A 24874-nucleotide genomic window follows, 5' to 3' on the forward strand; every position below is an offset into this window, starting at 1 on the left:
AGTTAAGGTGCGGCGGCGGGAGAAGGTGGCAGGCATGAAGAAAATCAAACAACCTGGAGATAATATCAGCTTAAAAACGAAAAAAAACGAAAATCCGGCAATTATGCAGTGGATCAATGCCCAGACGAACTTAATGGATTCGCTGCGTTATCTCATCGAAAACGAGCTTCATCAGCATGGAGTTCGAAATTTGCAGTCCTGCATTCCGGCAGAACGTACCTTATTGGTACCCGGTTCACCCGCTCACAATACTGAAGCAATGACATCGCCAGCAGCTGCGGCAAGTCTGGAAGCAGCAGCTGCCGGGAAGCTTGAAGAGGCGAATGAACCGGAACAGCCGGTCGAGGACGATATTGACGACGATGATATAGATTCATGGACATAGTATGCTGGAATACAAAACACCACCGGGTAACACTAAGTATTATCCGGAGGTGTTTAATTTGTTGAAGCAAGCTATCAAAATTACGGCATTACCTCAAGAAATGTGTGTGCTATTTAATATCTCGTGATGATACGGGATGTTACCGGGTATTACCGGGAATTACTTGGTATTACTTTGGAATGTTGAAAGACACGGTAACAGTTGAATCAGCTCACGCAATAATAACCTCAACACCCATGTCTAATAAGGATTGATGAAATTCCGGCGATATCCCGCTGTCGGTAATAATGACATCGACTTCGGTAAGCGGCAGAACGTCTGCAAAATAAACTTTCCCCATCTTGCTCGAATCGGCGAGCAGAATAACCTGATCGGCCGATTCAACCATGGCCTTCTTCACTTCGGCGGAGAAGACATGGTTTTCGGTAATCCCCTTGGCAAGGTCAACCCCGCTGATGCTAAGAAAGACCTTATGAGCATGAACCTCCCGGATTCCTTGAATCGCCTTAGGCCCGATGAGTTCCTGAAGGGAGGAACGGAGCATTCCGCCTACCAGGTGAACCGACACATTCGGATGCTTGCCTGCTTCGAGCGCGATATGGAGGGCGGCTGTTACCGCGTTAAATTCAAATCCGGAAGGCAGCTGCTCCGCAAGCGCCATGATCGTTGACCCGGCATCCAGGAACACCGTTTCGCCCTTCTGAATAAATTCCCGCGCAGCCCGGCCGATTCGCTCCTTCTCACTCTGCCGGACTACCGCTCTCTGGCTGTAAGACACTTCTTTTGTCTTGGGTAACTGAATAGCTCCGCCGTGAATTCTCTGCAGCTTGTTTTCAGATTCAAGAAAACGCAGATCGTTTCTGATGGTCGGTTCAGATACGGCCAAGACCTGTTTTAAATAATGAATATCGACGGACTTTTCTTCGTCGAGTATTTCGAGTATCTTCTGGTGCCTTTCATCCACGAACATCATCTATCGCCTCGTTTATTCGTATAGGATCCCGATAACCCTTGACCTTCAGGAATCAATTAAAAATATTGTATCAAGTTATTTGATAAGTATCAATTATCAAACGATAAAATTCTATGAATGAATTGATAGCCGGCAACAATAAAAGGCTGCATGTGTCTTTAACACATGTCAGCCTGAAGCTAGGGTTAATTAACCGATGAGACTGCGATATCTGGCATAAGCATCGTTCCACTCATCGGCATCGTCGGGCTCGTACGTTACGAGAGGAAACGATTTTTTAACAATTTCCCGCGCCTCCCGGACAGTACCTATTTGCTCATGCGCCATATATTGTACGATGATATTCCCGATTGCGGTCGCTTCCGCGGGACCTGCCCACACGGGCCGCGCAATTGCGTTGGCCGTAAACTGACAAAGCATCGAGTTATGCGATCCTCCGCCTACGATGTGAAGCCCTTTGAATTTCTTGCCCGTAAGCTCCTCCGTCATTTCCAGAACCATTCTGTATTTAAGTGCCAGACTCTCCATAATACAGCGGACGATTTCTCCCTCGCTATGCGGAACCGGCTGCTTCGTATCCCGGCAATACTGCATAATTTGCTCAGGCATATGATCAGGGCGGAGAAACGTCAGGTGGTCCGGGTCGATGAACGCTTGCAGCGGCCTGGCGTGAGTGGCGGCTTCTATTAAATCCGGGAATGTGAAGGGTTTGTTCTCCTGTTCCCATATCCGTCTGCATTCCTGGAGAATCCAAAGACCCATAATATTCTTCAAGAAGCGGTAAGTACCCCCGATTCCGCCCTCATTGGTGAAATTGTACCCGAGCGCCTTGGGGGAGAGAAGGGGCTCGCTCAGTTCGGTGCCCATAAGGGACCACGTCCCGCAGCTTATATAAGCGAAGTCCCGATCAACCGTGGGAACTGCTACAACGGCTGATGCCGTGTCGTGCTCACAGGCGGCAATGACCGGCAGGGGAGGAAGTGACAGCTCCTTGCTGATCGAAGGGAGCACAGTTCCGGCGAAGGCGGCCGGCTGTATAATCGAGCCGAACAAGTGCGCCGGAATATCCAGCAGGCCCAGAATTCTGGTGTCCCATGTGCGGGAACCGGCATGGAAAAGCTGGGTGGTAGTAGCATTCGTATATTCGGTATAAGCTTCGCCCGTAAGAAAATACCGCAGTAAATCGGGAATCATTAAGAACCGGTCTGCTTGCTCGAGTAGATGAGAGCGGTTTCTTTTCATTGCAAACAGATGGTACAGCGTATTGACCGGCATAAATTGAATTCCCGTCCGGGAGAAAATCTCTTCCCTGCTGATTACCTCGAATACCTGGTCCATCATTCCCTCAGTCTGACCATCGCGGTAGTGGTAGGGATTTCCCAGCAGCTCACCCTTGCGGTCAATGAGGCCGAAATCCAGCGCCCAGGTATCGATTGCCACACTTTGCAGAGGATAGCCGAGGCTTCGGGATTTAAGCAGGCCTTGTTTGATTTCCCGAAATAAATTCAGGATATCCCAATGAAGATGACCCGGCAGCTGCACCGGGATATTGGAAAACCGGTGGATTTCCTCGATTGTCAGCAGGCCGCAGTTTAACCGGCCCGCTACCGCTCTGCCGCTGCTTGCGCCGAGATCGAAAGCCAATACGCCCATAACGGAAGACCTCTTTCCCTATAATGGAGAGTGATTATTCGCCGTCAGATTGATGTGTATCCAGCGGAGTTCATCCTGTTCGGATTCGAGAACGGATATGCCCGCATTATGTTGAACAAAGCTTCGATATTTGTTGAAAGGCAGTTCGAGCGAACCGGCAAAGAGCATTCGATTGGAGGTATTGTGACCAACGACCAGCACGGATTCCCCTGCATGCTCAAAGCTCTTATCCTTGATAAAGGAATGGTATCGTAACCATACTTCATTCGCTGACTCGCCGGTAACCCCGGCCGGAGTAGTGCCGGGATTTTGCAGCCACTCATTCCATTCTTCAGCGTATTCCAATTCGATCTCCTGTCTGGTTTTTCCTTCCCAGGCCCCGAAATCAATTTCACGAACCCGTTCGTCGGCGATTGGCGTCGCATGAAGAATCTTACCAATGATTTGCCCCGTTTCCCGGGATCTTTGCAGAGGGGAACAGTAAACAGCGGCAAAGGATGTTTGTTTCAAAGCAGCCGCTGCCTGCAGAGCCTGCATTTTTCCCGTATCGTTCAGCGGGATGTCGGAAATGCCGCAGTATTTGTTCCCCTGATGATTCCACTGCGTTTCCCCATGTCTCAAAATGTAAAATCGCGTCATGCTCAGCACACTGCCTTTCCCGTTCAAATAGCACTCTCCAAGTATCCTTTCGCCTTTAAGACGTCTATAAATCTGTAGTAATTCTCATGATAGGCTTCGCGAAGCGTCCCCGGTTCGAAACATTTGTCGACCTGCACCATCCGGCGCACGGCCTCGTCCAATGAGCCGAATTCCGTGTTCGAAGCGGCAATGATCGCGGCGCCGACTGCGCCCTCGACATGCTTCATCTTATAGATCGGTTTATTCAAAATATTGCTGCGGATATTGAGCCACACATCGCTTAAGCTGCCGCCGCCTGCCGTGTAAATGCTGTCCACTTTCTCCGATGACAACGATTCAATACATTCATAGGATAAGCGCTCGATATACGCCACTCCCTCGAGGCGTGCGGCAAACCGCTGCTGCGGCGTTATTCCGTCCGAGTCAAAGCCGCGGGCCGCAGCGGACAGGAAAGGAAAGCGCTCTCCTGTCTGCACAAGCGGATAGCTGAGCCAGGGAGTCGGAAGCCACTTCTTCGCCTCCTGATTCAGCTCGGACAAGTCCGAAGAGCCGTAGTCGCGCGTAATCCAATCTGCACCTGTATTGCTTGCCCCGCCCGGCATCCAATAGCCTTGGGGATGCTTATGATTATAAACGCGTCCAAGCGGATCTTGAATCGGCTTCAAGGTGATCCCTTTGACGACTAAAGTAGTGCCGATCGTTGTGTTCCAGTCCCCCGGCTTCGCGCATCCGGAAGCGACCTGCGAGGCGCAGCCGTCGGTCATCCCCGCCACGACCTGTATGCTCTGAGGAAGACCGGTCATCCGGGCCACTTCTGCGGACAGGCCGCCTAACGTTCTCCCGGGAGGAATAACCTGCGGCAGTTGATATGCCGGAATATGCAGGAGCGAGTGAATGTAATCCGGCCATTGTTCATTCACCAGATCGTATCCGCTTTTCAAAGCGTTGGTGTAATCCGTAACTCCCCAGACTCCGCTTAATCTGCCGATAATAAAGTCGGCTGCATGGCTCCAAAGATGAATGCGCTCCGCCCGGTCAGGGTATTGATTCCCAAACCAAACCATCTTGGGAAGACCGAAGGAAGAATTGAAGGACAAGCCCGATGCCGCCGAGCATGCCTCTGCTTCCGCAAGCGAGCGCTTGTCGCTGTACATTAGGGCGGAATGAAGCGGCTCATAATTTCGATCAAGCGGTATAACGGTTCCGGAAGTGGAAGTAACGGAAATCGCTTTAATATGGTGCGCCGGCGAGTTCATACTTCCGAGTTCGCGGCGCAATTTCTGAAGGGCGTTAACAAGTGCCGCCCACCACACATTCGGATCCTGCTGCTCTCTGTTATCCGTCCATGAGAAGGTCTCTTTCACCGTGGAGTAAACCTGCCCTGTGTGGTCCATAGCGACAACGCGCAAACCCTGTGTTCCGATATCTACGCCGATGAACATGCTGTAATTGGCCGGCATAAGCTGTTCACCCGCCCAGCTTCGTATCGAGCAGCTTCTGGCGGTATTTCTCCGCTTCCAGACCCAGTATCTCGCCCGCTTCTTCGCCCGTTAATATTCTCGGAGTCCCCATTAATTTCGCCATCCAGAATACTCTTGCCGCGTCCTCTACAAGCTCCGTCCGGTAATAGGCCTGTTTAAACGTGCTTCCTATCGTAATCAGACCGTGATTTTTAAGCAGCAGGCCGGTAGATGACGGCGTTATCGATTGGATAACGGCCTGTGCCAGCTCTTCCGAACATGGAACGACATAATCGATGCTTGAGAGCTTGCCAACCAATGCGACATGATCGGGAAACATAAACGGAATTTCATCATAGCCGGAACTGATTACTGCTATCGTGACCGGGGGATGTGTATGAACGACCGCGTTAACATCCGGGCGCTTCCTGTAAATGTATAGATGCATGGCTATTTCGGACGATGGCTTCAGCGTCGGATGCTGATAATGACCTGTCTCGATATCGACGGCGACCCACTGGTCCTCGGTGATTTCGTCCAAAGCCAGACCGCTTGGCGAAATCCACATCGTTTTTCCTTCCCGGGCGCTGATGTTCCCTCCGGGGCCGACAGCAAGATTCTTCTGAACGATCTTGGTCCCGTAAAAGCTTAGCTCTTTCATTACTTGAGAAGTAATCGATGAAGTCATAATGATCCCATCCTTATCGGTTTATAATGAACGCTTAGTGCATTATCTATCGAAACAATAATAAACGATAAACAATATATTTGTCAAATGATTGTTTCCGCATTGGTCCGGTTAATTTATTGCTTCAATTAAAGGCGTTTTAGCCGAATTCCTGCTTTGCCAACACCTTTATTTACAAAGCATAAATTTAGTTGACAGCGTATTCATTATCATATATTATTGGTTTACTAAATAGAATTGTCATATGATAATTGAATTGTACATTGAAATGCCGGAGGGATTAAATGGGTATAAAATTTGGCTGCCATGGTTATACGTGGCAAATGTCCTACGAACAGCATAAGGATGAGCTTCCTCATATCCTCAGCGTAATCGAGGAGGGGGGATTCAAAGGTCTTGATACACAGGTGGCTATGCTGGGACGGTTTTACGATCACCCCTTGAAGCTGAAGGAAGAAATGCAGCACCGAAACCTTGAGCTCGCCGCATTGACTCTCTCCTTATCATGGAGGGAAACGGAAGAGACTGACGAGGAGCGCAGGCTGGCGGATTACTTTATCGGTTATCTTGCCAATTTTCCCAACGCTTTGCTAAACGTGGTGCCGACCCCTGGCCGTAACCGCGATGGATTAGCGGAGCGCCAACGGAACATTATCAATTGCGTAAACTCACTTGCCAAGAGGGCGCAGGACCACGGTATCGTTTGCTCGTTCCACCCCAATTCACCGCCGGGCTCGGTCTTCCGGACCAAAGAGGATTATGAACTGCTCTTCGATGGTCTGGACACACGTGTTATCGGCTATACGCCTGATGCAGGCCACATCGCCTGCGGAGGGATGGACGCAGCGGAAATAATAGAAACCTACAGCTCGCTGATCAAGCACGTTCACTTTAAGGATGCCTCGGCAGATGATGTGTGGAAGGCGATGGGCGAAGGTGTGATTGATTTTCCGCGTATTGTACGGCACCTGAGGGACACCGGATATAACGGCTGGATTATGGTGGAGGAAGAATCCGAGAAAGCGGTGGCGGACCCGGACGGCGCTATGATGGAGAACAGCAAGTATGTGAAGGAGCAATTAATCCCGATTGTTCAACAAGGCGCTATTGGAAACTGAAGCGAAGGAGCCATAACAAGAATGAGTAAATTCAAAGTGGTATTAACGGAGAAGACCTGGCCTGTCCCTTATCGTAAGCTTCAGGAGCACTGTGAGGTCCGATTATGGGAGGGACCGGGACCGATCCCAAGAGAAACATTGGTTGATTGGCTACAGGATGCGGATGGGTTGTTCAGTGTCGGTCACGCGGTAAAGGTGGATGACGAGCTGCTGTCAGTCGCTCCGAAGCTGCGGGTAGTCGCTCAGGCGGGAGTCGGATATGACAATATCGATGTGGAAGCCTGCACAAGAAGAGGCATTCCGTTCGGCAACACCCCGGGCGTATTGGTGGAAGCAACGGCGGATCTCGCCTTCGGTATCTTATTAACGGCAATGCGGCGTATCCATGAAGGCTGGAATCTCGTGAAAGCAGGGCAATGGCGGGAAGTGCTTGGTTCTGATTTGTATGGTAAAACGCTCGGGATCGTCGGACTGGGCGATATAGGCAGTGCGGTTGCCAGAAGGGCGCAGGCGAGCGGCATGAATGTTATCTACCACAACCGCAAGCCCAGGGAGGATGACGAGCGGACCGGAGCAAGATATGTTTCCTTCGATGAACTGCTGACCGAAGCGGATTGCATAGTTGTCCTTGTCCCTTTCTCGGCCCATAGCCGCGGAATGTTCGGCAGAGAGCAGTTTGCAAAAATGAAGCAAGGCGCCTATTTTGTAAACGCTGCCAGAGGGCCGCTCGTGCAAACGGATGCGCTTTACGACGCTTTGAAAACAAACCAGATCGCCTATGCGGCATTAGACGTAACAGATCCCGAGCCATTGCCGGGCGACCATCCGCTGCTGACGCTGCCTAACATATTGATTACTCCTCATATCGGGAGCTGTACCTCTGAGACACGCGAGCGCATAGCCATGCTGACGGTAGACAATTTACTGGCCGGGCTGAATAAGAAAGCGCTTCCGGCATGTGTTAATCCCTCAGTCAATTATTCCGGAATGAGGTAGAACCATGCGGTAAATCATTCAATATCGAGGGGATGGATGGACATGAGTCTTCATGTATCCGAGGTTGCAGCAAATAAGAAAATCCCTGCCAAGCGCTGGTTGCGAATCATACCTCCGATCATTCTCATTTACATATTCTCATACATGGACAAAGTCAACATCGGCTTCGCCATCGCGGGCGGAATGGACAAGGCGCTTGGCATGACGGCGACTGTTTCGGGGATTGCGGGCGGGGTTCTCTTCTTCGGCTATATTATGCTTCAAGTTCCCGGCGGATTAATCGCCCACCGGCGAAGCGCCAAGAAATTCATCGGATGGTCCGTTGTCGCTTTCAGCTTACTGGCGGCAGCTACGGGGCTCGTACAGGAAGTATGGCAGTTACTCGTTATCCGTTTCCTTATAGGAGTCGCCGAAGGCGGAGTGTTACCGGCAGTATTGGTTATTATTAATAATTGGTTTCCTAACGAAGAACGCGGCAGGGCAACCTCCTTCTTCATTATGAATAATGCGATCGGACCGATCATAACCGGGCCTTTATCCGGTTTAATCCTTATTTACTCCGATTGGCGTTCCATCTTCTTCGTGGAGGGCCTGCTGTCCTTGGTAATCGCGCTTGCTTGCGTCAAATTGATAAGCGATCGTCCTGAAGAAGCCAAGTGGATATCCAAAGAGGAACGCGATTATATTACCGGCAAATTGCGCGAGGAGCAGCAATCCATCGCAGATTCGGCACCTGGGGGTGCAGCCCGTTTTGCCGATATTTTTAAAAGTATGGATATGTGGAAGCTTATTCTCATCTATTTCTTCTACCAGACCGGTATATACGGATTTGCACTCTGGCTGCCGTCCCTGATTAAACAGCTGACGCACTCGGGAATGGGCAGTGTCGGAATCTTGTCGATCTTTCCTTACATCGGTACAGCTGTCGGCCTTCTTATCTTCGGGGCACTTGCGGATAAAAGCATGAACAGGAAGCTGTACACGATCCTGCCGATGATCGGGTTTGCCCTTTGTCTGTTTCTATCGGTTCAATTTAAAGCGAATATATGGGTTTCCTTCGGATTTCTTATAGGCTGCGGTGTATTCATTCAATCGGCTTCGAGTGTGTTCTGGACCATTCCTTCACAGCTCTTCTCATCGGAGGTTGCCGCCGGGTCCCGGGGCGTCATCAACGCTATAGGAAATCTGGGCGGTTTCTTGGGTCCTTATATTGTAGGATTCCTCACAACTCAATACAATTCGGGAATCGGTATTTACAGTCTGGTTGTATCCCTTATGATAGGGGCTGCTTTATCCTTCACGCTGCCTGGCAAGGTCAGCGGCTCGAAACCACGCAAACAAATCCAGACAGGTCTGGAAAATACGCAATATGTGGAGGGAAAACTATGACATCGCCGGTATTTGTGGCCGCATCGGTGTACGGCTCCGAACTGGTGAAGAAATACGGGCAGCCTTATTTTGCGGCATTAGCGGCCCGCACAGGAGCAAGCGGTTTTGAAATAAGGCGCGAGCTGTTCCCTGCAGGAGTGCTGCCATTTGATGAACTGCGGAATGCGCTGAAGGAGAATGGTTTGAGAGCGGCTATCTCGGCATCCGTAGAGATATGGTCGCCCGAAGGGGAGCTGAACCGCAAGGAATTATCTCAGACGCTGCTCGAAGGAGCGCGCCTGGGTGTCAGCTTTGTGAAGACGACCCTTGGAACGTACATTCCGGGAAAGTCCGATCTGAAAGCGCTTAAAAGCTGCTTGCATGAAGCTCTCGCAGATCTTCCGATTCACCTTGCTGTGGAGAACGACCAAACCAATCATGGAGGAAATGCACAAATATTGCGAGGGTTTCTCGATGATTGCGCAAAAGCGGAAATTCCGATCCGGATGACATTTGATGTCGGCAATTGGATTTGGGCGGGTGAGGATATTGTCAAGGCTGCGGATACGCTGGCGGAATATGTGGTTTATGTGCATTTCAAGTGGGCGGCAGAGCGGAACGGCCGATTACTGGCAGCACCGCTTGCGGATGAGGCCGATGCAGAGTGGCGGCAGGTTTTGTCGCATTTTCCGAAGGAGCTTCCCCGTGTCATTGAGTTTCCGATTACAGCAGATGACCTGGAAGGCAGTACAAGGCATTACGTGCAGCTGTTATCACAAGCATAGTTTGGAGGCGTACACATGCAGGCCGAAGTTATGTCAAACGTATTTTACGATTTATTTGCCCGAACCGCTGAACTCGAACGGGCGGTAACGGGATTTGTCTTCACAGAGGGTCCAGCCTGGGATAAGGTAGATGAATCTCTCGTATTCAGCGACATCAAGGGAAACACTATTTACCGGTTCAAGGAATCAGGTAGGTTATCGGTTGTTCGCCGGCCGAGCGGAATGTCGAATGGACTGACATTCGATCATGAGCAAAGACTCGTCACCTGCGAGCATGCCGGCCGGCGGCTGTCTCTGTATTCCCTGAACGAGCGGACCGGACCGATCGTTACGCTTGCAGACCGCTACGACGGTAAAAGGCTGAACAGCCCTAACGATGTCATTGTCGGCTCGGACAAATCGATTTATTTCACAGACCCCAATTACGGGCTTGTGATGGAGCTGCGCGCGCCGGAGGAGCAGGAGCTTCCGTTCCAGGGAGTCTACAGACTTGCCCCAGGCGGAAATCTGACGCTGCTGGTCGATGATTTTGCCGGACCAAATGGACTTACGCTGTCCCCTGATGAACGAAAATTATTTATCAATGACACGGAACGCCAGCATATCCGTGTATTCGATTTCGACGGGGAGGGCCGGTTAATTAACGGCCGCGTGTTTGCCGAATTGGACGAAAGCAAGGGAGCGGGAGTCGCTGACGGACTGAAGGTGGATGCAGCGGGGAATGTCTACTGCATCGGGCCCGCGGGACTATGGATATTCGACCCTGAGGGGAATGAAGTCGGACTTCTGAGGGTTCCCGAGATCGCCTCGAATCTGACATGGGGCGGCTCCGACGGCCGGGTTCTGTATATTACGGCGACAACCTCCGTTTATCGTATACCGGTCGGGATTAAGAGGGCGTAAGCAATTACCGCAATATTAACGGTTGACAGAACGCTGGCGGCAATAATTGAATTCCATCAGATGCGATGCGAAAAGGGGAGTTTCCATGAAGAAGAAGGTTTTGGCCAAGGTCGTTTCAATCAGCGCGATTTGCGCGCTTATTCTGGTCATGGCGGCAGGCTGCAGCACAGCTGCAACCGGTACTGCCGCCGTATCGCCGAAAGCACCGGCTGCGGAAGCGGCAACCTCAGAGTTCCAGCCGGTTAAACCGCCCGCCGAATTAGCCATGACGTACGTCGAAAGTCCATTGCCTGTCACCACCTCCGCCTATGCCAAGTGGAAAGCGAAGAAAGGACCTTATGTGATCGGGTTCGCAAACGGGACGATGGGTCCGACCTGGCGGGCACAGAGCCTGCAGGATATGCAGGATTTGTTCAACGAGTATAAGCAGAAGGGGATCGTAAGCAAGCTTATCGTCGTTAACGCGGATAACAATGTCACCACCCAGATCGCCCAGATCAACGATATGATCGCCCAGAAGGTCGACCTCATATTGATCAATCCGATATCGGAAACGGCTACTAACCCTGTCATTGAAAAGGCCTTTAAGGCCGGTATTCCGGTTGTATCCTTCAACAACTTCGTAAGCAGTCCTTATGCCCAGAACGTCGGGATCAATCAGATCCTGTTCGCGAACATGATGGCGCAGGGCTTGGTCGATATGCTGCACGGAAAAGGCAATATCGTCATGATGAACGGGATTCCCGGACAGCCGAGCAGTACGATTCGCGAGAAGGCCGCCAATAAGATTTTCGCCCAATACCCGGATATTAAGGTTATCGCATCGACGTCCGGGAACTTCTCGGATTCGCAGGCCAAGGCCGCAATGCTTAACGTTATTGCCACGCATCCGCAGAAGATCGACGCGGTCTGGCAGTCCGGTGTTATGGCACAGGGAATTCTTGAAGCGTTAGAGCAGTCGGGCCGGCCAATCGTTCCCATATCGGCTGACGGTCAGTATAACTTCGTTCAGTACTGGCATGAGCATCCGGAATATAAAACCGTCGGAGCCATGGATCCGCCGACGGAATCGACACTCGGCCTTCGCGTCGGACTTCGCATTCTGCAAGGCCAGCATCCTCTGATGAACCTGATTATCAACGACCCGCCGGCACTAAACGCGCCTGAGATGAAAAAATATTTTAAACCGAATCAGCCCCCGACCTCATGGGTCGATCCGTCGCCGACCGATTATATGACGGAAGAGAAATTAAACAGCTATTTCGAGAACGGCAAACCGATCGAATAATGGACAAATATTGCGGAAGAGCGCCCCTTGCAGCACTGCGGGGGGCGCCGCCGCCCGGGTTGGAGGAGTCAATCCATGATGATTCAAGCGAGTCATTTGAAAAAATCGTTTGGCGAGACGCGAGCGCTGACGGACTGCTCATTTGCATGCGAAAAAGGCGAAATTCATGCCATCATTGGCGAGAACGGCTGTGGAAAATCCACACTGGTGAAAATACTAAGCGGTATTCTGATGCCGGATCAAGGCGAATTGCGGGTTAATGGGAACAAGGTCCGCTTCGGCGGCCCTGCCGCAGCACGAAAATGCGGTGTTGTGAGCATTCCGCAGGAGATCCTTGTTGTTCCTGCGCTTTCTGTGCTGGATAACGCAGTGCTTGGAATGGGCCGGTTCTTCTCGGGTCCGCCCCGTCCGGAGCTTATAGATCGTGTTCGCCGCTTATTAAACCGGCTTTCTTCAGATCCGATCAACCTCGACCTGCCGGTCGAGGAGCTCCCGTTGTCCAAGCAGCAGATTATCGTTATCGCCAGAGGGCTGCTGCTCGACCCGGAGGTCGTCATTCTTGATGAATCGACCTCGGCGCTTGATGTTGCCGACCGTGACCTCTTATTCGATCTGCTGCGTGAGCGCGCCAAGGCCGGTAAATCCGCCATCTATATTTCTCACAGATTTGATGAGATTCTGAGCCTTGCCGACAGGCTGACGGTCATCCGAAGCGGTCGGACCATAGATTCACTGGATGCCGGGAATGTGCGGATATCGCACATTCTGGGGCTTATGTCCGGGGGGACGCATACCGAGTTGACCGCTGCCGACAAGCCAAAGATCGAGGTTTCCGGCGAAGGGACGGTTGTTCTTGAAACGAGCGGCCTGGTCATCAAGCCTGATCATCGCCCGATCGATTTTCAACTGCGCAGGGGCGAAATAGTCGGACTGGCAGGCCTTGAAGGGCATGGACAGGAAACGTTTCTTGAAATATTGGCAGGAGTGAGCCATGCCGTTTCGGGCTCCGTACAAGCGTCTGCACTTGACGAAACACCGGAGCAAATCCGCTCATTGGAAAGCGCATTCCGGGCGGGAATCGCCTATGTCCCAAGGGACCGCAAAACACAAGGGCTGTTTCTAAAGCTGAATATTCCGATAACTTTGCGATGCCAACTTATTCGGCGGTCATTTCGAACAAGTCGGTCGACCGGGCTCTGGATAATTTTCAGCAGGATTTATCGATTGTGTTCGATAACAAGTCGCGGCTGGTCGGCTCGCTAAGCGGCGGAAACCAGCAGAAGGTTATCCTGGCCAGATGGCTGTTCGCCAGACCTTATATTCTGCTGCTTAACGATCCGACTCGCGGAGTGGATATACCGACCAAAAAGGACTTGTACCGGTTGTTTGAGGAGCTGGCCGAAGCGGGGGTAAGCATTGTTCTGTTATCCACTGACTTGGAGGAGTTGATTAAATTGAGTAACCGCGTGTTAGTGTTTCGTGAAGGTGAAATATTTGAGACCTTGACCGGGAATCATCTGCGCCGGGAAAGTCTCATTGCGGGAATGTTTGGTGAAGTTGTATGACGGAGGCCGGAATTGCCATCGACCTTACGCCTTCGGCGCCTAAGCGCCGTGTTCGCCTGCCGTATATGGCGGTTGCTCTCGCCCTGTTGGTTGTATTGCTGATCGCCAACACGGTATTGGAGCCCCGGATCTGGAGCATTGATGTATTAACGGGCCTTATAGCGGCCGCAGCGCCGCTCATATTCGCGGCAGTAGCCCAAACTGTGCTCATTCTGCTTGGTAACGGAGCGCTTGATATTTCCATAGGTCCCTTGATCAGCCTCATCAATGTTTCTATTGTACTGTTGGCTGGGAACGGGGTCACCTCGCCATTGGCCTTAATCGGCTGCGCGCTGCTCATCGGCATCGTTTCCGGTCTCATTAACGGCAGCCTGGTCAGTTTTCTGCGTCTTCAATCGATCGTGGTTACGTTCGGGACGTTCTCGATCTATTCGGGTCTGGCAACGTTCCTGCTGCCGCAGCCGGGCGGTTCCGTACCCGATTGGCTTATCGGCTGGACCGGGAATATCGGACCTATCCCGATGTGCGTACTGTTTATCGCAGGGGGTCTGGCATTCTGGTGGCTGCTCAGCCGTACCCGTTTCATGAAAAATATTTATGCTATTGGGGGCGATGAACGCGCCAGCTATGTCAGTGCGGTTCCTATTGCCTGGGTGAAGCTCGGGGCGTTTGTCCTGACAGGGATATTCACCGCCTTTGCAGCTCTCTTGCTGACAAGCACAGTGGCATCCGGAGACGGCAACATCGGTAACTCGTTCACCCTGACCTCACTGGCCGCGGTAGCGCTCGGCGGCACCAGCCTGCTCGGCGGCCGGGGCGGAGTGTGGGGAACGCTTATAGGCGCTGTCGCTATTTTCCTCGTCGATAACCTGATTACGGTATCGCATATCGGAGTCTTCTGGCAGCAAATCGCCTACGGCATCATACTTGTAGGCGCTATCATCATTAATGCGGTTCTCGGCCGCTCAAGGAGGTGAGCCACCAGTATGGACAATTTATCTCAGCGGTCCGGGCTTCGCCTGGCGAGCATTAAGCAGTCCGGCAGCGTCATAGCGGCGTATTCCATTGTCGTGATCATGTTTTTCATAGGTATGGCCATTATGGATGGGTTCGCCAGCTCGAACACGATCTTATCTTTATTGGTGCTCGCATCGTTCGTCGGCATCGCCGCGATCGGTCAAAATCTCGTTATCCTCCTCGGAGGCATCGACATGTCTCTGCCTTATATGATAACGCTGGGCAATCTTATGGTTCCTTTCTTGAACAGCCACCACGTCCCGACAGTGTTCTCAATACTGATTGTACTGGCAATCGCAGTAGTAGTCGGCGCCATTAACGGTATGCTGTCTTCATGGCTGAAGCTGCACCCGCTCATTATTACCCTCGGCGTCGGATATATCGTGAACGGAATACTGTATTTTGTAACCCAAGGCATACCTCTGGGAGAACCTCCGGTATTTCTGGAGCATCTGGCGGCCTTGAACGGGCATGTATTCGGTATACCGGTACCGCCTGTGGTCTTCATATGGTTTGCGCTTGCGGCTCTTGTGGTCTGGATGCTGCGCGGTACCCGCCTGGGACGTCAGATCTATGCGGTCGGAGCCAATCCGAAAGCGGCCGAGCTGGTGCTCATTAAGCGTGTTAAGGTGTGGACCTATACGTATGTGGCTTCCGCGGTTCTGGCCGCTATGGCCGGTATGCTGCTCTCCGGCTTCTCCGGCGGCGGATCCTTCGGGATAGGCGACCCTTATCTGTTTGTAACCGTCGGCGCCGTCGCGATCGGCGGCACCAGCCTGCTCGGCGGAGCGGGCGGTTATATGGGCACTTTGGCAGGCGTGCTTATATTGACCGAGATTAACATGATTCTGACCGGTCTCAATATGGATGCCTCCCAGCAGAAAATTCTTTACGGAATCATCGTCCTCATAATGATTGCAATATACGGCAGGGAGCTTCATATCAAGAATCGGCTGTGAAGGTAGAAGGGCTTGCAAGCCGCCGCTGCTGAGCGGATCAGCCTTGATTTGCTTGAATAATGGATACGAACCAGCTCTCCTATCGGGGGGCTGTTTGCTTTTTAACGAACAAGTATAAATAATCCGACCTCTGGTCAATAGTTCCTATTATGGTTCAATAGACCTATTCACATTACTAGATTCGACACTATATCATAGAGTTAAAGTCATAGTTCAGTACAACCAAGTGTAAGGGCAAATCATGAGAAATCATGAGACGCAAAGCCAAGGGCCTGATCCGCTATAGAAGCGGAAGGCAGCCGGTTGCCACAAGGAATCATAGGCATTTTCACTATGAACCTTGTCAAAAGGTTTATTTTTTTTGGCACTTGCAACGTTTTATACAAAGAAAGGTGGGTTCATTATGAAAAAACGTTTCTCTAACAGGCTTTCTTTTCTCGTATCACTGCTTCTTATGATCCAGATTTGCCTTCCCGCAGCAAACGTATTTGCAGCAGAGACCAACAACAATATGCTGCCCCCAAGCAATCTTGCCTATCAGCTCCTGACGCCGGCCGACGTCAAACTGACATGGAGTGCAGTGTTTGGAGCTACCGGCTATAAAGTGTATGAGATCACCGACGGCCAGCTTATCGTGCGCGGGACGTCATCGACGACTTCTTTCACAATCAACAGTCTATCCGAAGGATCCTATACATACGCTGTCTCAACCTTGAGTCCCGACGGAGAGTCCGGTCCGAGCGCGCCGATAACGGTGAATATCTCTTATCCTGATATGACCGCCCCGGCGGTGGTCTACACGATTCAGAACGGCAACGACATCGCTCTCAGCTGGACGGCTTCCCCGAACGCCCAAAGCTACAACCTGTACCAGATTCAGGCTGACGGTCAACCGACATTGGTGAAAACGCAGACTGCCCGCACTTATACGGCTGCCAATTCGCCGGCAGGAGCATACAGATACGCGGTTACCGCATCGAATACGTTATTCGGCGAATCGCCTCTTTCCGCACCTGTTGATATTAACATTGTTTATCCGGCAATGACTGCCCCCGGGGGCTTTTCGTTCACCATTTCGAACGTCAACGACGTGAACTTGAAATGGAACCCGGTAAATTACGCGCTTAATTATAAAGTCTACCGAATTACCGATGGCCAGAAAGTATTAGTAACCGCCGTGACCGGTACAACGTTAAAGCTGACGAATCAGCCGTCCGGCGATTATGTGTATGAGATAAATTCGTTCAGCGACCGTTTCGGCGAATCGGCGGAAGGCAGCCGCTTGACAGTGACTGTCGGAACCGCAACCATGGCTGCGCCGGGCAGCTTGACGTATAAGCTGCAGAACATCAATGACATCGTCCTCACCTGGAGTGCTGCCGCAAATGCGACGGGCTACAGAATCTATCAGGTAATCGACGGGCAAAACGTATTGAAAAGCACGGTAACCGGCACGACAGTCACGTATGCCAATCAACCGGCCGGAGATTACCTTTACGAGGTTCATTCCTACAGCGACCGGTTCGGAGAATCGGCGGAAGGCAGCCAGGTTGCTATTACCCTAGGCTCAACCACGATGGCGCCGCCGCCCACTCTTACATCTAAACTGCAGAATATCAATGATGTCGTCCTTACGTGGGGAGCTGCTGCCAATGCCAACAGCTACAAGATCTATCAAATAAGCGACGGCCAGAAAATACTGAAGAGCACGGTAGCCGGTAACACGGTCACCTATACCAACCAGCCGGCGGGCGATTATGTCTACGAGGTACATTCCTTCTCCACCCGTTTCGGCGAATCGACGGAAGGCATTCAAGTCACCCTTTCAATAGACGCCGTAATCATGGCAGCGCCGGATAACCTCCAATATAAGCTTCAGAACGGGAATGATATTATCCTGACATGGAGCGCTGCAGCAAATGCGAACAGCTACAAGATCTATCAAATTATAAACGGCCAGAAGGTATTGAAAAGCACGGTAACCGGCACGACCGTCACATTACCCAATCAACCGGAAGGCAGTTACGCTTACGAAGTTCATTCCGTATCCAATCGTTTCGGTGAATCGGCGGATGGGAGCCAGGTCTCTTTCCCACTTGTATTTCCGGTGATTCAACCGCCTGGTAACTTGACGCAAACGATCAAGAACGCAACAGACTTTTCCTTGGCATGGGAGGCTTCCCCTTATGCGTCAAGCTACAAAGTTTACCAGATCGTGAACGGACAGAGGGTACTCAAAAGCACGGTGACGGCTCTTACGATCACATACACAGGTATGTCTCCGGGCACCTATACGTATGAGGTTCATGCCGTTTCCGCCCGCTTTGGCGAGTCGGCGGATGGAACTCAGGTGTCGGTAACGCTGAACGGACAGACGATGCAAGCTCCGGCAAATCCGACCTATACACTGACAAACGGTAATGACATTACCTTAAAGTGGACGGCTGCTCCCTACGCAACCAGCTACAAAATCTACCAGGTGACAGATGGTCAAAAGGTATTGAAAAGCACGGTAACCGGGACATCCGTCACTTACGCGAATCAGCCGGAAGGCGACTACAGCTATGTTGTAAACTCGTTCTCGAGCCTTCTCGGGGAATCGCCGGAAGGTGCGGGAATTATGTTCACGCTCGCTTTCCCGGTTATGCAAGCGCCGGGTGGCTTTACACAAACGATCATAAACGGCAATGACATCTCCCTGAAGTGGAACGTCGCAGCCTATGCTTCGGGGTACAACCTGTACCAAGTGGTTGACGGCCAAGAAGTGCTGAAGAAATCGCAAACCGGGACAAGCATAACGTTAACGAATATGCCGGAGGGTGACTACACCTACATAGTGCGCTCTTACAGCAGCCGCTTCGGCGAATCGCCGGATGGCAGCCGCCTCCAGTTCACACTTGTCTGGCCTCTCATGCAGGAGCCCGGCAGCTTGAGCAAGACGATTACCAACGGCAACGATATTACCTTGAAGTGGAACCCCGTTCTCTATGCCTCCGGGTACAAAGTATACCAGGTGGTCGACGGGCAAAAAGTGTTAAAAAGCACCGTAACCGGGACAGCGGCGGCATTCGTCAATATGCCGGCGGGTGATTACACCTATACGGTGAATTCATACAGCAACCGATTCGGCGAATCAGCGGCGGGAAGCACCATTAATTTAACACTTGTTTGGCCAATCGTTCAGCCGCCTGTGTTGACGGATAAGGTCTTCAATGCCAATAACATTACGCTCTCTTGGCAGGCCGCTGCCTGGGCCAACGAATACCGCGTTTATAATGTGACCGGCGGAACGCGCTCGTTAATCTACAAAGGCACGGCACTGAGCTATCAGGTGTTCAACCTGTCGGAGGATACCCATCAATTTGAAGTGACTGCCTACAATACGCGCTTCGGCGAGTCGGCATCTTCAAACCGTGTGACAGAAACGATCGTGTTCCCGGTTATGCAGCCTCCGGTTGCTTCCCTTAAGCTGCTCAGCGGTACGAGCGCCCGCATTTCCTGGAGCTTCGCAACGTATGCAAACGGCTATAACGTGTATGAGCTTATAGACGGCAAATCCGTTCTGGTTGCGGCAAACGTCAATAACCTGTCTTATACCGTAACGGACTTGCCGTATCAAGACCACGAGTACTACGTGACTTCATTCAGTAATTCGTTTGGCGAATCGGCGCCGTCGAACGTCGTTCTCGCCAAGCTGATTGTGGATACGGAAGCGCCGGTAACCAAAGCGGACGCTTCGGCTGGTTGGACGAACCAAAGCCAGACCGTGACCTTGACGGCAACGGATAACGAGACGGGAGTCGCGAGCACATTTTACTCCGTGAACGGCGGCGAATATGCGGCGGGAACTTCTTTTACAGTTGATCAAGAGGGCGTAAATAATGTTTCCTTCTATTCGGTCGATAAAGTCGGCAACAAGGAAACGGCCCAAACGATCCAAGTGAAAATCGACCTGACAGCGCCAGTTACCGTGGCGAAAGCCCCGGCTGATTGGACCAATCAAAAACAGGTCGTTGTGTTGACGGCATCGGACGCGCAAAGCGGTACTGCGAATACGTATTATTCCGTCAACGGCGGGGAGTATGTCCCGGGAACCTCCGTAACAGTGGACCAGGAAGGCGTGAACAACGTTTCCTTCTACTCGGTGGATAAAGCGGGCAATAAGGAAGAAGCCAATACGATCCAAGTGAAAATCGACCTGACAGCGCCAGTTACCGTGGCGAAAGCCCCGGCAGATTGGACCAATCAAAAACAGGTCGTTGTGTTGACGGCATCGGACGCGCAAAGCGGTACTGCGAATACGTATTATTCCGTCAACGGCGGGGAGTATGCCCCGGGAGCCTCCGTAACAGTGGACCAGGAAGGCGTGAACAACGTTTCCTTCTACTCGGTGGATAAAGCGGGCAATAAGGAAGAAGTGAACACAGTTCAAGTGAAAATCGACCTGACAGCGCCAGTTACCGTAGCGAAAGTCCCGGCTGATTGGACCAACCAAAAACAAGTCGTTGCGTTGACGGCATCGGACGCGCAGAGCGGAATTGCGAATACGTATTATTCCGTCAACGGCGGGGAGTATGCCCCGGGAGCCTCCGTAACAGTGGACCAGGAAGGCGTGAATAACGTTTCTTTCTACTCGGTGGATAAAGCGGGCAATAAGGAAGAAGCCAATACGATCCAAGTAAAAATCGACCTGACAGCGCCGGTTACCGTCTCCGATGTTCCATCGTCCTGGTCGAAAGATGACGTCGCAGTCAAACTCACTGCAGATGATGCGTTAAGCGGCACAGCGGCGACATACTATTCGATCGACGGCTCGGCATATGCGGAGGGCAGTTCGTTCACAGTCACAAATGAAGGCATCCATAAAGTCGCTTTCTATTCAGTGGATGTGGCGGGAAACGTTGAGACTTCGAATGAGGCGGCAGTAAAGATCGACAAGACGCCACCGGTTATCACGATGAATCTTAACGATGAGTATCAGGCAGGGATGCCGCTGCGGCTGACCTATTCCGCGGCGGATTCACTTTCGGGTATTGTATACGAGAAAATGACCGTTTCCGGTCCGGGTACGGCAACAGAGCAGGCCGTAGCAAACGGCACCGACGTCACATTGGACAAACCGGGAGTTTATACCGTCACAGTAACGGTAACAAACGCCGCGGGTCTGAGCACTACACTGAAAAAACAATTCACCAATTATATACGGGCGTCCATAACGGTTACCCCTAATGTAATCAAAGGCAATAAAGGACAGTTTACCGTTCGTGTGGACCTGCCGGACGGCTACAGTACTCAAGGCTTCGATCTTACCACCGTAACCCTTAACGGTGTCGATGCTCTGACCAGCAATAACGGATATTACAATCAGGCGAAGCAGGGCCAATTCAAATTCGAACGCTCGGATTTCAATTGGACGGCTTCTGAAGTAACATTACACTTCCGTGGTTTTGTTAACGGCATACTGGTAATCGGAGAGAAGACCGTAAAGCTTCAGAAATAAGAAAAGTGGAGGTCCGCCCGGCAGAATCCGGGGGATCTCCACTTTTTTGATTTGGTATGAAAGTACATCAGATGGCCTTAACGGACGAAGGATCTTGACCCTCTGCCAATAATTGAAGCCGGGACATGAAATGCGTCCATCCCTTATTGTGAGATGCGAGTTCTTCGACCGGCAAATCGAAGTGAGTGAGCACCAAGAGGGTGCCGTTTTCTTTGGGAGCAAGCAGAAATTCTATGGTGCTTGAACCGGGTGGGACAAGCTTCGACTTCTCCCACCCCCACGTCATCACGATTTTCTCATTCGGTACAATCTCCACGTATTCACCGGTTGCAATATCGTGTCCGTTCAGATCAATCCGGAATTTGCCGCCTATTGTGGGATCGAGAAGGATATGGCTGCCCATCCAGCGGATCATCTTCTCGGGGTCGGTGAAGAACGGAAACAATGTCTCGGGACGGCATTCGATAAAAATTTCTTTAATAACCTTGTCACTTTGAGTTTGAGTCATGTTTTCTACTTTCTCCTCTCTTCTTCTTCTTCCGCAGCTTCCTTCAAGCGCAGTAAGCTGTCATCCCAGAAACGGTCGATGTACTGCTTCAAATCGGCGAAGCCTTCCCTCCTGATTCGGTAATACCGTTTCGTTCCGTCTCTCCGGACAACGACAAGACCGGATTCTTCGAGAACCTTGAGATGCTGGGATACTGCAGGAGCTGAAATGTCAAAATGCGATGCGATGGCGCTGGACGTAAGTTCCCCGTCCCGGACGAGATACAGAATATCTCTGCGCCTGGGTTCTGTTAAAGCGTGAATGACTTTTTCTATCATGACAATAATGTAGCACACACTTAATTAAGTGTCAACTTAATCTTAAACAAGCTGTATGAATAGTGGGAGCTCACAGCGGAAAAATAGTATCATTTCATTTATGTCCCTTTTGCAAAGAGAATGAAAGTCAGCGTGAGTTCTTGTACAATGAAAAGAAACGCAAAATGTACAGTGCTGATTAAGAAGAAACGGCTGTCGCTTCGCACGAACCATTAGCGCGTTACTGTCCGCGCTTGGTTCTGTGCTTCGCACGAACCATTAGCGCGTTACTGTCCGCGCTTGGTTCTGTGCTTCGCACGAACCATTAGCGCGTTACTGATCGCGCTTGGTTCTGTGCCGTCCTTGGCGGCGTATCAGGTTTCTTCCCTCAAAAATATAAGCAAAGTATTGTGAAGACTTATACTTTCTTATATTTGAACAAAAGGCGATGGCAGTGTAGAGCTGCCTGCTGCCAAGCACTTTATTACCTGTCAGGAGGTCGCACATGAATTCGAAATATTTGGCGGGTATCTCGCTAGCGCTTATGGCATTGGGCTTTGTAGTCACTTTATTTCTTCCAGAGAATGCTCTTGTTTATCTGCTGCAAGGGGGCTTTGAAGCCGGCTTGGTAGGCGGCATTGCCGATTGGTTTGCTGTAACCGCGCTTTTTCGTCATCCTTTCGGCATACCGGTCCCGCATACTTCGTTGCTGCTTAAGAATAGGGACAAAATCGTCCAATCTTTAATTTCCGCGATGGAGAACGAACTGCTCAACAAGGAAAGTATTGAAAACAAGCTCCGGAAGCTGAACATTCTCCGGGTCGTCTCATCGCAGCTGACGAAGCAGATGAGCAGGAAGAAAGTAAGGAGAACCATAGTGGATTTGCTCACGCAGTTGGTTCTCCGGCTGCCGCTTGCGAAAGCTGTCCCGTTCATACAGTCCTGGATAAGCGAATATATTCGGAAGGCGGATTTCAAGGCTGCGGCCGAGATGGTTATAACCAAAGCAATGAACGACGGATACGATGAAGCGGCGCTTGATTATGTCTTGAAGGAAGCATCGAAATGGGCAGAGCGGCCGGAGACGCAGAGTATGCTCGGCAAGCTGGCCAGTGAGAAGCTGTCTGCTGTCAATATGGGCGGCTTGATGGGGTTTGCATTTCAAGCGTTTGCCGGATTCATGAACGAGGAGAAGCTTGGGGCGATACTGCAAAACATGCTGCTTTCGGGTATCCGGGACCTCCAAACCGGAGATAACGCATACCGCGAGCTGATTGTGCGGGAAATCCGGATTCAGCTTTTCCAACTGGCGGAGAACGATTCCCAGTTGACCACGTTGAAGGAATGGGCCCTGAACAATGTGGAAGGAGAAGGTGCCGGCACCTTCATGCAAGCACGGTTGGAAGACATACGCACTCTTGCTCTGGGCAAGCTGGAGGAGGAACGGGCCAATGGCGGTCGGATGGTTTTTGCGCTTTACCGTTCGATTATAAGGCATTTAACCAAGGATCCGGAATGGATTGAAGTGTGGGAAAGCCGCCTGCTGTCCTCGATTATTCATCTTGTGGAGTCGAATCATTACCGGATCGGTCAATTGGTGAAAGAAAACCTCGATCAAATGGATGATAAGGCCCTGGTTCGCATGATGGAGGAGAAAGTCGGCAAAGACCTGCAGTGGATCCGGGTCAACGGAGCGTTGTGCGGCTTTGTTGTCGGTATCATACTTGCGCTAATTCAGTGGGTATGAGGAGGGGGAAAATAAAGCGACAGATATGAAAGACGGGAAGGGCACGCACCGGCGGTCCTTCCCGTTCTTTATTTTATTTCCTTCCGTCAGTGGCCGACTATTCGTTAACTTCTACGGAAAGCCGGTACTTACTGAAAACTTCGGTCATCGCGGCTTTCGCCTCGGCCTCATCCGGACCATGAATTTCAAGCCTGTACTGGTCTGTCTTAAGCAGTGTTACGCTCAGCCCGAGAATACTCTTTACGTCGACATGTTTGTTATTGATTCGAAGCACGATGCTTGACTTGAAATTTGCGGCCGTTTGGCTGATCTCAACAATAGCTCTAACTCCGACGCTCATTTTTGCAAGCCTCCTACAGAAAGTAATTCTCTTCTCCTTGAAATCGCCCTTCCAACCGCAATAACTAGTACGGCAAGCACCAACGGAATGGCATAATGACCGGCATGCAGCGTTGTATCCATGAAATGCTGAACAGCCTTGTCGCCTAATATCATTTCTCCCGCGGTATAGCCAAGCAGTCCCGCACCTACCAGAACGATAATGGGAAACCGCTTCATAAGACGCATGATGAGCTGGCTGCCCCACATGATGAGCGGTATGCTGACAGCAAGTCCCAGTCCGATCAGGAAGAGGTTTCCGTTGGCGGCGCCGGCTACGGCCAGGACGTTATCCAGACTCATCACCAAATCGGCAATGATGATCGTCTTGATGGCCTCGCTTAGCTTGCTGCCGGATTGAATGTGCTCGTCTTCCGAATCGTTGATGAGCAGTTTAACGGCAATATAAAGCAGCAGCAATCCGCCCAGAATTTGAACAAAAGGGATATGCAGCAGCCAGACGGCCGCGAACGTCAATATTAACCGTAGTCCTATTGCCCCGATGCTCCCCCAGTACACGGCCTTTTTCTGCTGATGGACGGGGAGGTTGCGGCTTGCAAGGGCAATGACAACCGCATTGTCCCCGCTCAGTACAATGTTAATAAGACTGAGTTTAAGCAAACCGACCAATAAATCAGTGAACACGGA

Annotated in this window: 22 protein-coding genes and 1 riboswitch; of the genes, 13 read left to right on the forward strand and 9 right to left on the reverse strand. The window is 51.3% G+C overall.

The annotated features are described in order from the left end of the window. Positions 1-34: 34 nt before the first annotated feature. Positions 35-385, forward strand: coding sequence for a hypothetical protein (locus KZ483_RS01715; protein ID WP_220351073.1), 351 nt, complete (start codon positions 35-37; stop codon positions 383-385). Positions 386-596: 211 nt separating this feature from the next. Here the strand turns inward: KZ483_RS01715 and KZ483_RS01720 are convergent, their stop codons facing one another. The 5 genes from KZ483_RS01720 to KZ483_RS01740 form a co-directional block, all read right to left on the reverse strand. Continuing rightward, positions 597-1349 carry a DeoR/GlpR family DNA-binding transcription regulator gene (locus KZ483_RS01720; RefSeq protein ID WP_220351074.1) on the reverse strand — a complete coding sequence of 251 codons (753 nt, stop codon included), beginning with the start codon at positions 1347-1349 and terminating at the stop codon, positions 597-599. Positions 1350-1547: 198 nt separating this feature from the next. Then, entirely contained in the window at positions 1548-3011 is a 1464-nt protein-coding gene (gene rhaB / locus KZ483_RS01725; protein ID WP_220351075.1) for a rhamnulokinase, read from the reverse strand. 18 nt (positions 3012-3029) lie between these two features. Further along, on the reverse strand, positions 3030-3677 hold the full coding sequence (locus KZ483_RS01730; RefSeq protein WP_220351076.1) for a histidine phosphatase family protein: 648 nt from the start codon (positions 3675-3677) through the stop codon (positions 3030-3032). Then, positions 3674-5110: an FGGY-family carbohydrate kinase gene (locus KZ483_RS01735; RefSeq protein ID WP_220351077.1), complete on the reverse strand. Its 1437-nt coding sequence runs from the start codon at positions 5108-5110 to the stop codon at positions 3674-3676. Before KZ483_RS01735 ends, KZ483_RS01730 begins: the two co-directional genes overlap by 4 nt. Positions 5111-5117: 7 nt before the next feature. Beyond that, a complete protein-coding gene (locus KZ483_RS01740) occupies positions 5118-5798 on the reverse strand; it encodes a class II aldolase/adducin family protein (protein WP_258881503.1) in 681 nt (226 codons plus the stop codon). 284 nt (positions 5799-6082) lie between these two features. Between KZ483_RS01740 and KZ483_RS01745 the strand changes: the two genes are divergently transcribed. From KZ483_RS01745 to KZ483_RS01795, 11 genes are all read left to right on the forward strand, one after another. Next, positions 6083-6916, forward strand: a complete 834-nt coding sequence (locus tag KZ483_RS01745) for a sugar phosphate isomerase/epimerase family protein (protein WP_220351078.1) — start codon at positions 6083-6085, stop codon at positions 6914-6916. Between the two features lie 21 nt (positions 6917-6937). Beyond that, a complete protein-coding gene (locus tag KZ483_RS01750) occupies positions 6938-7912 on the forward strand; it encodes a 2-hydroxyacid dehydrogenase (RefSeq protein WP_220351079.1) in 975 nt (324 codons plus the stop codon). Between the two features lie 42 nt (positions 7913-7954). After that, complete coding sequence (locus tag KZ483_RS01755; RefSeq protein WP_220351080.1) at positions 7955-9301, forward strand: MFS transporter; 1347 nt, start codon at positions 7955-7957, stop codon at positions 9299-9301. Then, on the forward strand, positions 9298-10065 hold the full coding sequence (locus tag KZ483_RS01760) for a sugar phosphate isomerase/epimerase family protein (RefSeq protein WP_220351081.1): 768 nt from the start codon (positions 9298-9300) through the stop codon (positions 10063-10065). Before KZ483_RS01755 ends, KZ483_RS01760 begins: the two co-directional genes overlap by 4 nt. A 15-nt stretch (positions 10066-10080) precedes the next feature. Further along, entirely contained in the window at positions 10081-10968 is an 888-nt protein-coding gene (locus tag KZ483_RS01765) for an SMP-30/gluconolactonase/LRE family protein (RefSeq protein WP_220351082.1), read from the forward strand. Between the two features lie 85 nt (positions 10969-11053). Beyond that, the gene (locus KZ483_RS01770) at positions 11054-12256 is read left to right on the forward strand and encodes a substrate-binding domain-containing protein (RefSeq protein ID WP_220351083.1); all 1203 of its coding nucleotides are present in this window, start codon (positions 11054-11056) and stop codon (positions 12254-12256) included. Positions 12257-12331: 75 nt separating this feature from the next. Beyond that, positions 12332-13519, forward strand: a complete 1188-nt coding sequence (locus tag KZ483_RS01775; RefSeq protein WP_220351084.1) for an ATP-binding cassette domain-containing protein — start codon at positions 12332-12334, stop codon at positions 13517-13519. Then, a complete protein-coding gene (locus KZ483_RS01780) occupies positions 13405-13821 on the forward strand; it encodes an ATP-binding cassette domain-containing protein (protein ID WP_220351085.1) in 417 nt (138 codons plus the stop codon). The genes KZ483_RS01775 and KZ483_RS01780 overlap by 115 nt, the downstream gene beginning before the upstream one ends. Beyond that, positions 13818-14798, forward strand: coding sequence for an ABC transporter permease (locus KZ483_RS01785; RefSeq protein WP_220351086.1), 981 nt, complete (start codon positions 13818-13820; stop codon positions 14796-14798). Before KZ483_RS01780 ends, KZ483_RS01785 begins: the two co-directional genes overlap by 4 nt. A gap of 9 nt (positions 14799-14807) precedes the next feature. Continuing rightward, positions 14808-15797 carry an ABC transporter permease gene (locus tag KZ483_RS01790; RefSeq protein ID WP_220351087.1) on the forward strand — a complete coding sequence of 330 codons (990 nt, stop codon included), beginning with the start codon at positions 14808-14810 and terminating at the stop codon, positions 15795-15797. Positions 15798-16020: 223 nt separating this feature from the next. Further along, positions 16021-16108: riboswitch (cyclic di-GMP riboswitch) on the forward strand. Positions 16109-16200: 92 nt separating this feature from the next. Next, on the forward strand, positions 16201-21297 hold the full coding sequence (locus tag KZ483_RS01795; protein ID WP_220351088.1) for an OmpL47-type beta-barrel domain-containing protein: 5097 nt from the start codon (positions 16201-16203) through the stop codon (positions 21295-21297). A 67-nt stretch (positions 21298-21364) separates the two neighbouring features. On the opposite strand, the gene KZ483_RS01800 is transcribed toward KZ483_RS01795, so the two are convergent. Then, a complete protein-coding gene (locus KZ483_RS01800; RefSeq protein WP_220351089.1) occupies positions 21365-21805 on the reverse strand; it encodes an SRPBCC family protein in 441 nt (146 codons plus the stop codon). A 5-nt stretch (positions 21806-21810) separates the two neighbouring features. Further along, a complete protein-coding gene (locus tag KZ483_RS01805) occupies positions 21811-22122 on the reverse strand; it encodes an ArsR/SmtB family transcription factor (RefSeq protein ID WP_220351090.1) in 312 nt (103 codons plus the stop codon). A gap of 484 nt (positions 22123-22606) precedes the next feature. Here KZ483_RS01805 and KZ483_RS01810 point away from each other — a divergent pair, with 484 nt between their 5' ends. After that, complete coding sequence (locus KZ483_RS01810) at positions 22607-23848, forward strand: DUF445 domain-containing protein (protein ID WP_220351091.1); 1242 nt, start codon at positions 22607-22609, stop codon at positions 23846-23848. A gap of 97 nt (positions 23849-23945) precedes the next feature. Here the strand turns inward: KZ483_RS01810 and KZ483_RS01815 are convergent, their stop codons facing one another. After that, positions 23946-24188 carry an HPr family phosphocarrier protein gene (locus tag KZ483_RS01815; protein ID WP_220351092.1) on the reverse strand — a complete coding sequence of 81 codons (243 nt, stop codon included), beginning with the start codon at positions 24186-24188 and terminating at the stop codon, positions 23946-23948. Next, a complete protein-coding gene (locus tag KZ483_RS01820) occupies positions 24185-24871 on the reverse strand; it encodes a TerC family protein (protein ID WP_220351093.1) in 687 nt (228 codons plus the stop codon). Before KZ483_RS01820 ends, KZ483_RS01815 begins: the two co-directional genes overlap by 4 nt. Positions 24872-24874 lie beyond the last annotated feature (3 nt).

It is taken from the genome of Paenibacillus sp. sptzw28, assembly GCF_019550795.1.
Lineage (GTDB): Bacteria > Bacillota > Bacilli > Paenibacillales > Paenibacillaceae > Paenibacillus_Z.